Origin of the sequence: Thiobacillus sp. (assembly GCF_030696885.1) — a bacterium.
Classification (GTDB): domain Bacteria; phylum Pseudomonadota; class Gammaproteobacteria; order Burkholderiales; family Thiobacillaceae; genus Thiobacillus.
Window position 1 is genome coordinate 39872 of the sequence record NZ_JAUYRI010000012.1, and the last position, 14068, is coordinate 53939.

A 14068-nucleotide genomic window follows, 5' to 3' on the forward strand; every position below is an offset into this window, starting at 1 on the left:
CTTGTTTCAAAAATCCAAAGCGTGCTGCCCACTCTTGTTATCCGACGCCAGCAAGCTCAGCAGCCCGGCCTCATCAAGGAGGGTCACGCCGAGTTCCTGCGCCTTCACCAGCTTGCTGCCGGCCTCAAGGCCAGCCACCACATAGTCGGTTTTCTTCGACACCGATCCGGCCACCTTGCCGCCGGCGGCCTCGATCATGTCCTTCGCGGCATCGCGTGCCAGCGTCGGCAGCGTGCCGGTCAGCACCAGCGTCTTGCCCGCCAGGATACCTGCCAATTGTTGCATGCCAGTGGATTCAGTCCAGTGCACCCCGGCGGCGCGCAGTTTTCTGACCACGTCCAGATTATGCGGCTCGGCAAAAAACTGCAGGATCGACTGCGCCACGATCGGCCCGACATCGCGCACCGCGAGCAGCTCGGCCTCGGTCGCGGCGATCAGCCGGTCCAATCCGCCGAAATGCTTCGCCAGATCCTTGGCGGTGGTTTCACCGACATTGCGGATGCCCAGCGCGAAGATGAAACGCGCCAGCGTGGTGGCCTTGCTGGTTTCGATCGCGGCAAGCAGGTTGGCTGCCGATTTCTCGGCCATGCGCTCCAGCCCGGCAAGCGTGTCGAGTTCAAGACCGTACACATCCGCGGGCGTATGCACAAGGCCGCGATCCACCAGCTGCTCGCCCAGCTTGTCGCCCAGTCCCTCGATATCCATCGCGCGGCGCGACGCAAAATGCAGCAGTGCCTGCTTGCGCTGTGCCGGGCACACCAGGCCGCCGGTGCAGCGTGCTGCCGCTTCACCCTCGAGCCGCACCACGTGCGAGCCGCACTCGGGACACACCGGATAGCGCTGCAACAGATCGAAACGCGGCGGTTCGGGCTGGGGGCGGCGGTCGGTCACCACGGCGACCACTTCGGGAATAACGTCGCCGGCGCGCCGCACGATCACGGTGTCGCCGACGCGCACGTCCTTGCGGTCGATTTCGTCCTGATTGTGCAGGGTGGCGTTGGTCACCGTGACGCCGCCGACGAATACCGGCGCGAGGCGCGCCACCGGCGTCAGCGCGCCGGTGCGGCCCACCTGCACCTCGATGCCGAGCACGGTGGTCAGCTGCTCTTGCGCCGGATACTTGTGCGCCACCGCCCAGCGCGGTTCGCGCGAGACGAAGCCGAGTTCGCGCTGCAGGTCGACGCGGTTGACCTTGTAGACCACGCCGTCGATGTCGAACGGCAGTTGATCGCGGCGCGCGGCGATGTCATCGTGAAACGCAACCAGCGCCGCCGCGCCCAGCCCGGTGATGCGCTCGGCGCATACCGGCACGCCGAGCGCGGCCAGCGCATCGAGCGTGGCGCTGTGGGTGGCCGGCACCGGCTGCCAGCCCTGCACCTCGCCCAGCCCGTAGGCAAAAAACGACAGCGGGCGTTGCGCTGCCAGTTTAGGATCGAGCTGGCGAATGCTGCCCGCCGCGCCATTGCGCGGATTGACCAGGGTGGGCTTGCCGGCGTCACGCTGCCTCGCGTTGTAGCGCTCGAAATCGTCGCGCCGCATGAACACCTCGCCGCGCACTTCGAGCACCGCGGGCGGCGGGGCGATGTTGAGCCGCAGGGGAATCGCATGCACGGTGCGGATGTTCTGGGTGACGTCTTCGCCGGTTTCGCCATCGCCGCGCGTCGCCGCCTGCACCAGCACGCCGTGCTCGTAGCGCAGGTTGATCGCCAGCCCGTCGAATTTCAGCTCGGCGGCATACTCGACCGGCGGGTCGGTCTCGGCCAGTCCCAGTTCCTTGCGCACCCGCGCGTCGAACGCCTGCGCACCGGTGGCCTCGGTATCGGTCTCGGTGCGGATCGACAGCATCGGCACCGCATGGCGCACCTTGGGAAACGCATCGAGCGGCGTGCCGCCGACGCGCCGGGTCGGCGAATCGGGCGTGACGAGTTCGGGGTGCTCGGTTTCGAGCGTCTGCAGTTCGCGAAACAGCCGGTCATACTCGGCGTCCGGGACGGTGGGCGCATCGAGGACGTAGTAGGCGTGGTCATGGCGCACGATTTCCTGGCGCAGCGCGGTGATACGCGCCCGCACCCCGGGCGACGCCATCAGGAGAACAGACGCAGTGCCCGCCGGGAACCGGATGGTACGCCGCGCGCTTCCATGCGCTCGTAGATCTGCATGAGCTGGGTGCGGATTTTTTCGATGCCGGCATCGGTCAGCGGGCGCAGGTTGTCGTCCACCAGGATGCCGCCGATTTCATTGGCGATCTTGCGACCGAACGCCACCATGCCGTCGAATACCTTGAGGCCGTCCGGCACGCGCGGCACATCGAACTGCAGGGTCACGCCCTGGGTGGCCTGGCCCTCGACCACTTCGGCGCTGAACGGCTCGGCATCGTGGTTGCACAGGGCATAGAGTGGCTCGCCGCGGCTGTCGAGCAATTGATACACGCCATCCACGCCCAGCACCATGCCGCTGCTTTCGGCCTCGTGCACGATGCGCGTCAGGTTCACCGCGCCTTCGCCGCGCGCGACCACGTTGAGGCCGATCAGCACGTCGACATCGACGCAGAATCGATCCACCGCCTGCGCGCGCTCCAGCGCATCGACGACATCGTCGCAGGCGATGCGCAGGCCGTTCGCCTGCGCCAGACTCTGCAGCAGTTCGCACAGCGCCGAGAGTTGCTCTTCCTGCACTGCGCCATTGCGGTCCGACAATTGCATGGTGATGACCATCTGCTGGTAACGCGCGTCACGCCAGGGCAGGATATCTTCCCATTCCGTCGCGCCCACCGGCAGCCCCAGCCAGCGCACCGGCTTGCCCAGGGTGCGCGCATGGCTGAGCGCCTCGGAAAACACGCTGGCCGGCACATTCTCGCCACCGAGGCGGATGCGGTATTCGATCAGTTCGTCATAGGGTACGGTCTTCGGCCCGGCCGGGCGTGGCGCAACATTCGGCGGCGTCTCCGGTACCGGAGCGGGCGGCGGCGTAGGCGCCACCGCGACCCGAGGTTCGGGCGCGCTTTCCAGATGTGGTTCCGCTTCGCCGACCGCATCCGACAGGGCGGCCTCGAACACCGGCTCATGCAATGCGGGCTCGACCCGCTCGGCGGTTTCGCGCAGCGCGCTGCCGGACCGCTGCATCAGCGCGTCGTCCATGGGCGACTGGAAAGCCGCGTCCGCCTGCTTGCGGAAGCGACGCTCCTGCACCCAGTTGAACGCCACCACGCCTGCCACGATGGCCACACCGATCACCAACAAGCTGATTTGCAAATCACTCATTCGTTTTTCCCGACTGAACGGAGCGGGCCGACACCACCCGGACGAACCATTCGTCCGGCGCGATCATGCCCAGTTCATTGCGCGCGCGCTCTTCGATCGCGTCGCGTCCCTGCTTGAGATCGCTGACCTCGGCCAGCACCCCTGCATTGCGGGTTTGCAGGCGCTGGTTCAGCACCTGCTGAGTATCGATTTTGTGCGCATATTCACGCACTTTCAACCACCCCCCCTCGCCCAGCCACAGCGGATACTGCAACAGAACGAGCGAAGCGGCCAGCACCCAGGTCAAACCCTGGCGGCGAAAGCGTCCGATCCGCTCAGCCGCGCTGGCGGAAAGCATCGCGACCGGGATAGCTCGCCGCGTCGCCGAGTTCTTCCTCGATGCGCAGCAACTGGTTGTACTTGGCCATGCGGTCCGAACGCGACAGCGAGCCGGTTTTGATCTGGCGGGCATTGGTCGCCACCGCCAGATCGGCGATCGTGGTGTCCTCGGTTTCGCCCGAACGATGCGAAATCACCGCGGTATAACCGGCCTGCTTGGCCATCTCGATCGCCTGGAAGGTTTCCGACAGGGTGCCGATCTGGTTGACTTTAATGAGAATGGAATTGGCGATGTCCTTGTCGATGCCTTCCTTGAGGATCTTCGCGTTGGTCACGAACAGATCGTCGCCCACCAGCTGGATGCGGCGACCGAGCTTCTCGGTGAGGATCTTCCAGCCTTCCCAGTCGCCTTCGGCCATGCCGTCCTCGATGCTGATGATGGGGTACTTGTCGCACCAGGCCGCCAGATAATCGGTCAGCGCGGCGGCGCTCAGCTTCAGACCTTCGGACTCAAGATGGTATTTGCCGTCCTTGTAGAACTCGGAGCTGGCACAGTCGACGCCGATGGCGACGTCGATGCCGGGCTGCAGACCGGCCTTTTCAATCGCCTGCACGATCAGCTTCAGTGCCGCCTCGTGCGATTCCAGGTTGGGGGCAAAGCCGCCCTCGTCGCCGACGGTGGTCGCCATGCCGGCGTCGTCCAGCAACTTCTTCAGCGCGTGGAACACTTCGGCACCGTAACGCAGCGCTTCGCGGAAGCTCGGCGCGCCGACCGGAATGATCATGAATTCCTGCATGTCGATGTTGTTGTTGGCATGCGCGCCGCCGTTGATGATGTTCATCATCGGCACCGGCAAGGCCATCGGCGCGGCACCACCGAGATAACGATAGAGTGGCAGCCCGGCCTGCTCGGCCGCAGCGCGCGCGCACGCCATCGACACGGCCAGCAGCGCATTGGCGCCGAGGCGCGACTTGTTCTCGGTGCCGTCGAGATCGATCATGGTCTTGTCGATAAAAGCCTGGTCTTCGACATCCAGCCCGATGATGGCTTCGCAGATTTCGGTGTTGACGTGTTCGACGGCCTTCAGCACGCCCTTGCCCAGATAGCGCGACTTGTCGCCGTCGCGCAGCTCGATCGCCTCACGGCTGCCGGTGGAGGCACCGGACGGCACCGCGGCACGCCCCATCACGCCGGATTCCAGCAGCACGTCGGCTTCAACAGTAGGATTGCCGCGGGAGTCCAGAATTTCCCGGGCGATGACATCAATAATGGCGCTCACTTGCTTTTCCTTAATTCGTTTGTCCGCTTCGCGGATCAGGTTTTCATCAATCTGTGTTCAATAAAACCGCGCTGTTTCACCAGCGCGTCGATTTCCTTCAGCGTTTCCAGAAGCTCCTTCATCATGCCGAGCGGCCATGCATTGGGACCGTCCGAGAGCGCAACCTCCGGGTTGGGGTGCGTCTCTGCGAACACGCCGGCCACGCCGGCCGCCACCGCCGCACGTGCCAGCACCGGCACGAACTCGCGCTGGCCGCCGCTGGTCGCGCCCTGCCCGCCCGGTTGTTGCACCGAGTGGGTGGCGTCGAACACGACCGGGCACTGCGTGGCGCGCATGATCGCCAGCCCGCGCATGTCGGACACCAGCGTGTTGTAGCCGAAGCTGACGCCGCGTTCGCACACCATGATCTGGTCGTTGCCGACCGCGCGCGCCTTGTCGACGACGTTCTGCATGTCCCACGGCGCCAGGAATTGGCCCTTTTTGATGTTGACCGGACGTCCGGTGCGCGCGACGTTCTGGATGAAGTTGGTCTGCCGGCACAGGAAGGCCGGCGTCTGCAGCACGTCGACCACCGCCGCCACTTCGTCGAGCGGCGTGTCCTCGTGCACGTCGGTCAGCACCGGCACGCCGATCTTCGCCTTCACGTCGGACAGGATGCGCAGGCCCTCTTCGAGCCCGAGTCCACGGAAAGACGTGGTCGACGAGCGGTTGGCCTTGTCGAACGAGGACTTGTAGATGAAGGGGATGCCCAGCCCGGCGCACAACTCCTTCAGCTGGCCGGCGGTATCCATCGCCAGCTGCTCGGATTCGATCACGCAGGGGCCGGAAATCAGGAACAGCGGCTGGTCGAGGCCTGCCTCAAAATGACAGAGTTTCATTGGGCGTGCTCCTGTTGCTGCGCCAACGCGGCTTTCACGAACGAAATGAACAACGGATGGCCGTTGCGCGGGTTGCTGGTGAATTCCGGATGGAACTGGCAGCCGACGAACCAGGGATGCACCTCAGTCGGCAGCTCGACCATTTCGCACAGCTCGGTGCCGGGCGCACGGCCGGCCACCACCAGGCCCCTGGCTTCGAGTTCGGCCAGCAGGGTATTGTTGACTTCGTAGCGGTGACGATGACGTTCGACAATGCTGGCCTCGCCATACACCTCGCGCGCCAGCGTGCCGTCCTTGAGCGTGCACGGCTGGCCACCGAGACGCATGGTGCCGCCGAGATCGGACTGCTCGCTGCGCTTTTCCACCTGGCCGCCACGGTCCAGCCATTCGGTGATGAGGCCGATCACCGGATGGGTGGTGGCCGGCTCGAATTCGGTGGAATGCGCATCGGCCATGCCGGCGACATCACGCGCGAACTCGACCACGGCAAGCTGCATGCCGAGGCAGATGCCCAGGTAGGGCACTTTGTTCTCGCGCGCGTAGCGAATAGCGGCGATCTTGCCCTCGACTCCGCGCTTGCCGAAGCCGCCGGGCACCAGGATCGCATCCATGTCCTTGAGGGCGCCGGGACCGGACTTCTCGATCTGCTCGGAATCGATGTAATGGACCTTGACCCGGCTCTGGGTGTGCATGCCGGCATGGATCATCGCTTCGGTCAGCGATTTATAGGATTCGGTGAGGTCGACGTACTTGCCGACGAAGGCGACGTTGACCGTGTGCTGCGGATGCTCCAGCGCATGCACCAGGTTCTTCCACACGCTCAAATCCGCAGCGCGCGCCAGGATATTGAGCTTGTGGCAGACGATCTCGTCGAGCATCTGGTCGTGCAGCATCGCCGGGATCTTGTAGATCGAATCGGCGTCCAGCATCTCGATCACCGCCTCGGGACGCACATTGGTGAACAGCGCGATCTTGCGCCGTTCGTCCAGCGGAATCTCGCGGTCGGCGCGGCACAGCAGGATGTCGGGCTGGATGCCGATTTCACGCAGTTCCTTGACCGAGTGCTGGGTCGGCTTGGTTTTCAGCTCGCCGGCGGTGGCGATGTAGGGCAGCAGCGTGAGATGAATGAAGCAGGTGTTGGTGGGGCCGTCCTCGAAGCCCATCTGGCGGATGGCTTCGAGGAAAGGCAGCGACTCGATGTCGCCCACCGTGCCGCCGATCTCCACCAGCGCCACATCGGCGTCGCCCGCGCCGTCGCGGATATGGCGCTTGATCTCGTCGGTGATGTGCGGAATGACCTGCACCGTGCCGCCGAGGTAGTCGCCGCGCCGTTCCTTGTCGATCACCGATTTGTAGATCTGGCCGGTAGTGAAGTTGTTGCGCTTGCTCATCCGTGCGCGTGAAAAGCGCTCGTAATGGCCCAGATCGAGGTCGGTTTCCGCGCCGTCGTCGGTGACGAACACCTCGCCGTGCTGGAACGGGCTCATCGTGCCGGGGTCGACGTTGATGTACGGATCGAGCTTTAACAGGGTGACACGGATACCGCGCGATTCGAGCAGCGCAGCAAGAGAGGCCGAGGCGATCCCTTTCCCGAGGGAAGAAACCACCCCACCAGTGACAAACACATACTTCGGCATTTTATAAGCGGGGGCGGGTGATGACGGATTCTACTCCATTGCCGATGAGGGCTCAATGACAGGCCGGCTCAAGGACGCAGCAGCCGTCGCCAGGTCGCCACCACCGTGTCCGGATTCAGCGAAATCGAGCCGATCCCCTGTTCCACCAGCCATTCCGCCAGATCGGGGTGGTCGCTCGGCCCCTGCCCGCAGATGCCGATGTACTTGCCGTGCCGGTTGCAGGCGGCGATCGCTTCGGCCAGCAGCTTTTTCACCGCCGGGTTGCGCTCGTCGAAGCTTTCGGCCACCAGGCCGGAATCGCGGTCGATGCCCAGGGTCAGCTGCGTCAGGTCGTTGCTGCCGATCGAAAAGCCGTCGACGTGCTGCAAAAAATCGTCGGCCAGCAGCACATTGGAGGGGATCTCGCACATCATGATCAGCCGCAGCCCGTTTTCGCCGCGCGTGAGGCCGTTGACTTCCAGCAGCTTCACCACCGCCGCGCATTCCTCCACGGTGCGCACGAAAGGCATCATCACCTCGACATTGGAAAACCCCAGCGTCTCGCGCACCTGCTTCAGCGCCCGGCATTCCAGCTCGAACGCCGGGCGGAACAGCGTCGACACATAGCGCGCGGCGCCGCGCAGGCCCAGCATCGGGTTTTCCTCCTTCGGCTCGTAGCGCTCGCCGCCCACCAGGTTGGCGTATTCGTTGGACTTGAAGTCGGAGAGTCGCACGATCACCGGCTGCGGCCAGAACGCGGCGGCCAGCGTGGCCATGCCCTCGGCCAGCTTGTCGACATAGAAGGTCACTGGATCGGCATAACCGGCAGTGCGCGCATCGATCTCGGCGCGCACCTCGGGGGATTGGCCGGCATAGTCGAGCAGCGCCAGCGGGTGCACGCCGATCATGCGCGCGATGATGAATTCGAGCCGTGCGAGGCCGACGCCGTGATTGGGAATCTGTGCGAACTCGAAGGCGCGCTCGGGATTGCCGACGTTCATCATCAGCTTCACCGGCGGTGCGGCCAGGGTTTCGCTGGACAGCGTTTCCACCGAGAACCGCAGCGCGCCCGCGTAGACAAAGCCGGTGTCGCCCTCGGCGCACGACACCGTCACCGTCTCGCCGTCTTTCAGCACTGTGGTCGCCTCGCCGGTGCCCACTACGGCGGGGATGCCCAGTTCGCGCGCGACGATGGCGGCATGGCAGGTGCGGCCGCCGCGGTTGGTGACGATCGCGGCCGCGCGCTTCATCACCGGCTCCCAGTCGGGGTCGGTCATGTCGGTGACCAGGATGTCGCCCGGTTGCACCCGGTTCATCTCGGCAGGGCTGGCGATCAGACGCACGTCGCCGGCGCCGATCTTCTGGCCGATGGCGCGCCCGGCAATGCGCACTTCGCCGGGCGCTTCCAGCACATAGCGTTCGCCGCCGCCCGCGCGCGCCTTCACCGTTTCCGGGCGCGCCTGCACGATGAAGAGCTCGCCGGTGTCGCCATCCTTTGCCCACTCGACGTCCATCGGGCGTTGGTAGTGCGCCTCGATCGCCATCGCCTGGCGCGCCAGTTCCAGCACCTCGGCGTCGGTCAGCGAAAACTGCCGGCACAGCGCGGGCGGCGTGTCCTCGATCACGGTGGCGCCATCGCGCCACACCATGCGAATGGCCTTGCTCCCCAGCTCGCGCCGCACCACGGCGGGAAAGCCCTCGGCCAGTTTCGGCTTGTGCACATAGAACTCGTCCGGGTTGACCGAGCCCTGCACCACGGTTTCGCCAAGGCCCCAGGCGGCGGTGATGAACACCACGTCGCGAAAGCCGGATTCGGTATCCAGCGTGAACAGCACGCCCGAGCAGGCGATGTCGGAGCGCACCATGCGCTGCACGCCGGCCGACAGCGCGACGTCGGCGTGCGCAAAACCGTGATGCACGCGGTAGGCAATGGCGCGGTCGTTGTAGAGCGAGGCGAAGACCTTCCTCACATAGCGCAGCAGATCATCGGCCCCCTGCACGTGCAGGTAGGTTTCCTGCTGGCCGGCGAACGAGGCGTCGGGCAGGTCTTCGGCGGTGGCCGACGAGCGCACCGCCACCGACACGTTGTCGCCGAGCGCGGCATAGGCGGCGCGCAGGCCGGTTTCCAGTGCGGCCGGCAAGGCGGCCGCCTCGACCCAGGCACGGATTTCCGCCCCGGCCGCGGCCAGCGCAGTCACGTCGGCGACGTCGAGCGGCGTCAGCCGCGCATCGATGCGCGCACGCAAATCGTTGTGATCAAGAAACTCCCAGAACGCCTGCGCCGTGGTGGCGAATCCGCCCGGCACCTTGACGCCTGCACTGGACAGATTGGCGATCATTTCGCCGAGCGAGGCATTCTTGCCGCCGACGCGCGGCACATCGGCCATCGACAGGCTGTCCAGCGGAACGATATAGTCATCCGAGACCGGCATAATCCACTCCATGACAAAACGCATCGCATACTGCGTATCCGACCACACCGGGGTCACCGTCGAAGCGGTGACCAAGAGCGTGCTGGCGCAGTTTCCTGCGCTTGAGTGTAGCCTGATTGCGCTGCCTTTCATCGACAGCCCGGAAAAGGCGCGCGAGGCGGCGGCGCGCATTGCCGCCACGCCGGGCGCGCTGGCGTTTTCCACCCTGACCGACCCGGCGCTGCGCGCCGCGCTGCGCGAAGGCGGCGTCCTCCCGTTCGACGTCTTCGACCTCGTCGTTCCCGCCGTGGAAGCGGCACTGGGCCAACCCGCCACGCCCAGCGGCGGGCATACCCACGGCATGACCGGCGATTACGAATCGCGCATGGACGCGGTCAATTTCAGCCTGGCGCTGGACGACGGCCTGCAGCCGCAGCGGCTCGACCAGGCCGACCTCATCCTGATCGGCGTCTCGCGTGTCGGCAAGACGCCCACCGCGCTCTATCTCGCGCTGCAATACGGCCTGCGCGTCGCCAACTATCCGTTGACGCCGGACGACCTCGAACGCGGCAGCTTGCCCGATGTCCTGCTCACCCACCTGCCGCGTCTGCGCGCCCTGACCCTGTCGGGCGAACGGCTCGCCGCCATCCGCCAGGTACGCTACCCGGACAGCCGCTACGCCAGCCTGGCGCAATGCCGCGAGGAACTCGTCGCCGCCGCACGGCTGTTCCAGCAGCATGCGGTGCCGGTGCTTGACGCCACCCGCATGTCGGTGGAGGAAATCGCGGCGCGCCTGCGTAGCCGCCCGTAAGCCGCTGCCTGGCAGCCACCCGGCGGCGGCTTCATTTTTCGGGTTTTTGTCCGTAAACCTTTCTGGAATCCATACAAACGCGACACAAACACGCTGCCTCCATCGATGAACCCCGCCGACCCAGCACAGCGTGATGCGGCCCAGGCACTGCAGGCCACCACCCGGCCCGACCCGGCTTTTGCGCATGCCCACTGAAGCCGCCACCCTGATGCGAATGCAGGCTGCGCGCCGCATCGCGCGCCCCACGGCCTGGAAACTGGCCCTACTGGCGGGTTTTGTCACGCAGTTGATGCTGATCGTGTTCGTCACGGCCATCGGCCTACAGCAGCTGGAGGTGACCACACGCAATCTCCAGCAGGTGGTCGACGTGCACATGCGCAAGCAAAACTACATCAAGCGGATGGTGGTCGCCGCGCGCGAACGCACGGTGATTCTGCTGATCCTGCCCCAGATCCGGGATCCGTTCGAGCGGGACGCCATGCTGATGAAGTTCAATGAACAGGGCGCAGACTTTGTCGCCGCACGCCTAGCCCTGCTGGGCATGCCGCTGAGCGACACGGAAGCGGCGCTGATCTCCCGCCAGGGCCAGGTGACCGGCGCGGCCCAGCCCGTCCAGTTGCGGGTCATCGACCTGATCAATGCCGATTTCATTGATGAGGCCACCAACCTGGTTCTCAATCAGGCCATCCCGATGCAGAACGAGGTGATGTCGACGCTGTCGCAGCTCGAGGCCGAAACCCAGGCGATTTCCACAGCCGCCAGCGAAAAAGCGCGCAAGGAGCATGCGGCGGCGCGCTTCTGGATGTATTTGCTGTCCGGCGCCGCGCTGCTGGTGGGCCTACTGGTGGCCGCGGTGGTGTTCTATTTCGCCGCCCGCATCAGCCGCGAGCGCGAACAGCTGGTCAGCCTCGACACCCTGACCGGCCTGCCCAACCGCATGCTGTTCATGGACCGGTTGAACCAGTCGCTGATCCGCGCCAAACGCTACAACACGCAGATCGGCTTGATGTTCATCGACCTCGACCGTTTCAAGCGCGTCAACGACACCCTGGGCCATGCCAGCGGCGACCAGCTGATCCGCGAAGTGGCGCGGCGGCTGCGCGACACGGTGCGCGCCGACGACATTGTGGCGCGACTGGGTGGCGACGAGTTTGTCGTGGCCATCAGCGACGTGGTCACGCTCAGCTCCATCCTGCAGGTGGTTGAAAAAATGCTCGCGACCGTGACCGTGCCCTACCAGCTCGATGGACGCGAGATCTTCTGCAGCTGCAGCATTGGCATCAGCATCTATCCGCATGACGGCACCAGCGCCAGCAACCTGCTGAAGAATGCCGACACCGCGATGTATCACGCCAAGAACAGCGGCAGAAACCGTTTCCAGCTTTACGACGCGGCGATGAACGCGATGGCGGAGGAGCGGCTGCAGCTTGAAACCGAGCTGCACTACGCGCTGGAACGCAATGAATTCGTCTTTCATTACCAGCCGCAGCTCAATCTGAAAACCGGGCGCATTCACGCCGTCGAGGCGCTGATCCGCTGGCAGCATCCAAAGAAGGGGCTGCTGTCGCCGGCCAACTTCCTCGACATGCTGGACGAAACCGGCGACATCGTCAGCGTCGGCCGCACGCTGCTGCTGGTCGCCTGCCGCCAGACCGCGATCTGGCATGCGGCCGGATTCACCGACCTCGGCGTCGCCGTCAACGTCTCCGGCAAGGAGTTCTGGCACAGCGGCCTGATCGACAGCATCCGCAATGCCCTGACGCAATCCGGCTTGCCGCCGTCGGCGCTGCAGATCGAGCTGACCGAAGGCATTTTCATGGATGACGTCGAGGCGGCGGAAGGCAAGGTTCAGGCGCTGAAGGCGCTGGGCATTTCGGTTGCGGTCGACGACTTCGGCACCGGCTATTCGTCGCTGGCCCATCTGAAGCGCTTCCCGCTCGACGTGCTCAAGATCGACCGTTATTTCGTCAAGGACGTCCATCACGCGCCGGCCAGCGAAGCCCTGGTCAGCTCGATCCTCGCGCTCTGCAGGGGGCTCAACCTCGGCATCGTCGCCGAAGGGATCGAGAACCGCGAGCAGCTCGAATCGCTGCGCAAACTCGGCTGCCAGGTCGTGCAGGGCTATTTCATCAGCCGGCCGGTTCCCGCGGACGCCATCCACGCGCTCTTGGGCAAAAACTGGCTGCAGGCTTTAGGCCCCGCAGAGCACGTGCAACCCAATCGCACTGCCATCTAACACGCATCCAGTATTTTCACTGTGCCCGCTGGGCGATGCACCCCGGAAGCCATTACGCGTCAGGGCTTCAGATTTGTCTGAATCTGCCGAAACAACAATAAGTGCCACCCCGCAAAAGGAACATGCTTGATGTCCGAAGAAAATCTTACCCGCATGATGGAAAGTGGCGAAAACTTCGAGCCAACGGTCTGGATTGAAAGCGTAGTCTCCATCCTGGCCAGTTTCCTGGCTGACCCGCGCTTACGGTATTCACATGGCGTCCAGCCCAACGTTGTCGACGGCGAGATTTGCCTGGTGGTGGCCACCTGGCTGGAATCCAGCGATCGCGCCGCCTATGACCACGTCATGGAATTTGCCAAATCCAACCAGTTGAGAACCAAGCTGGACCGCCGCACAGGTGAGCGGGCCATGCAAAAACCGGCTTGATGTATACGCGCTGAAACCTGCGGATCAGGCCAGGCGCTGCCGCACGGCCTCGAACACGGCAATCGCCAGTGCCGCCGAGGCATTCAGCGATTCCATTTTTCCCGGCATGGGAATCTGAACCGTTGCCGTTGCCGCGGCACGTACAGCGTCCGACAGCCCGGCGCCTTCGTTGCCCACAATGAAGGCGAGCGGGCCGGTCAGCTCACTTGAAAACACACTGCGGTCTTCTGCCAGCGCAAGCGCAAGGCTTTGTCCTTGGAATTGCGCGCACCAGGCCGGCACATCCACGCCGCACTCTATCGGCAACACAAACTGCGCGCCCTGCCCGCCGCGCAAGGCCTTGGGCGACCACGGATCGTGGCAGCCCGTCGACAGCAGCGCCAGGGTCGCGCCCGCCGCCGCACCGGTGCGCAACATCGAACCGAGGTTGCCGGGGTCCTGAATGTCTTCCAGCACGATGATCAGCGGGATGTCTTCACGTGCACTGGGCGACAGCCAGGCCGACTCGGCGAGCAGGCCGGTGGGGGTGGAAACAGGCGTGATTTCATTGAACAATGCATCCGGCAGGGCGATCGCCTTGGCATCCGGGCAGCGCGCAGCCCAGTTCTTGAATCGGCCGGCATCAAACGAATCCGCTCGCACCAGCGTATGCGGCTGCCCGCCCGCATCGAGATACGCAGCCAGCAGATGCTCGCCATCAAGCAGCGTCATCTGCGCCTCGCGGCGCGCGCGCGCCGATTCGGCGAGCTTTTTCAGCCGCTTGAAAATCGGGTTGTCGCGCGAAGTGATGGCGGTTTCGGTCATGCGCCCGATTATCCGCGATTCGCCATCG

General features: G+C 64.8%; 11 protein-coding genes. 3 read left to right on the forward strand and 8 right to left on the reverse strand.

Annotated features, from left to right (window positions below; all coding sequences use genetic code 11):
- Nucleotides 1-6: 6 nt before the first annotated feature.
- From ligA to ppsA, 7 genes are all read right to left on the reverse strand, one after another.
- On the reverse strand, nucleotides 7-2085 hold the full coding sequence (gene ligA, locus Q8R61_RS05455) for an NAD-dependent DNA ligase LigA (RefSeq protein ID WP_305535024.1): 2079 nt from the start codon (nucleotides 2083-2085) through the stop codon (nucleotides 7-9).
- The gene (locus Q8R61_RS05460) at nucleotides 2085-3260 is read right to left on the reverse strand and encodes a cell division protein ZipA C-terminal FtsZ-binding domain-containing protein (protein WP_305535026.1); all 1176 of its coding nucleotides are present in this window, start codon (nucleotides 3258-3260) and stop codon (nucleotides 2085-2087) included. Before Q8R61_RS05460 ends, ligA begins: the two co-directional genes overlap by 1 nt.
- Complete coding sequence (ftsB, locus tag Q8R61_RS05465) at nucleotides 3253-3597, reverse strand: cell division protein FtsB (protein WP_305535028.1); 345 nt, start codon at nucleotides 3595-3597, stop codon at nucleotides 3253-3255. The genes Q8R61_RS05460 and ftsB overlap by 8 nt, the downstream gene beginning before the upstream one ends.
- The gene (eno, locus tag Q8R61_RS05470) at nucleotides 3575-4858 is read right to left on the reverse strand and encodes a phosphopyruvate hydratase (RefSeq protein ID WP_305535030.1); all 1284 of its coding nucleotides are present in this window, start codon (nucleotides 4856-4858) and stop codon (nucleotides 3575-3577) included. The genes ftsB and eno overlap by 23 nt, the downstream gene beginning before the upstream one ends.
- Nucleotides 4859-4893: 35 nt before the next feature.
- Nucleotides 4894-5736 carry a 3-deoxy-8-phosphooctulonate synthase gene (gene kdsA, locus Q8R61_RS05475; protein WP_305535032.1) on the reverse strand — a complete coding sequence of 281 codons (843 nt, stop codon included), beginning with the start codon at nucleotides 5734-5736 and terminating at the stop codon, nucleotides 4894-4896.
- On the reverse strand, nucleotides 5733-7373 hold the full coding sequence (locus Q8R61_RS05480) for a CTP synthase (RefSeq protein ID WP_305535033.1): 1641 nt from the start codon (nucleotides 7371-7373) through the stop codon (nucleotides 5733-5735). The genes kdsA and Q8R61_RS05480 overlap by 4 nt, the downstream gene beginning before the upstream one ends.
- 68 nt (nucleotides 7374-7441) lie before the next feature.
- Entirely contained in the window at nucleotides 7442-9796 is a 2355-nt protein-coding gene (gene ppsA, locus Q8R61_RS05485) for a phosphoenolpyruvate synthase (RefSeq protein WP_305535034.1), read from the reverse strand.
- Between ppsA and ppsR the strand changes: the two genes are divergently transcribed.
- The 3 genes from ppsR to Q8R61_RS05500 all read left to right on the forward strand — a co-directional run bounded on the left by ppsR (nucleotide 9795) and on the right by Q8R61_RS05500 (nucleotide 13236).
- Entirely contained in the window at nucleotides 9795-10574 is a 780-nt protein-coding gene (gene ppsR / locus Q8R61_RS05490; RefSeq protein WP_305535036.1) for a pyruvate, phosphate dikinase/phosphoenolpyruvate synthase regulator, read from the forward strand. The genes ppsA and ppsR overlap by 2 nt on opposite strands.
- A gap of 184 nt (nucleotides 10575-10758) precedes the next feature.
- The gene (locus Q8R61_RS05495) at nucleotides 10759-12810 is read left to right on the forward strand and encodes a bifunctional diguanylate cyclase/phosphodiesterase (protein ID WP_305535037.1); all 2052 of its coding nucleotides are present in this window, start codon (nucleotides 10759-10761) and stop codon (nucleotides 12808-12810) included.
- A gap of 129 nt (nucleotides 12811-12939) precedes the next feature.
- Nucleotides 12940-13236 carry a DUF3579 domain-containing protein gene (locus tag Q8R61_RS05500; protein WP_305535039.1) on the forward strand — a complete coding sequence of 99 codons (297 nt, stop codon included), beginning with the start codon at nucleotides 12940-12942 and terminating at the stop codon, nucleotides 13234-13236.
- Nucleotides 13237-13260: 24 nt separating this feature from the next.
- Here Q8R61_RS05500 and Q8R61_RS05505 read toward each other — a convergent pair whose 3' ends face one another.
- Nucleotides 13261-14040, reverse strand: a complete 780-nt coding sequence (locus Q8R61_RS05505; protein WP_305535040.1) for an RNA methyltransferase — start codon at nucleotides 14038-14040, stop codon at nucleotides 13261-13263.
- Nucleotides 14041-14068: the final 28 nt, after the last annotated feature.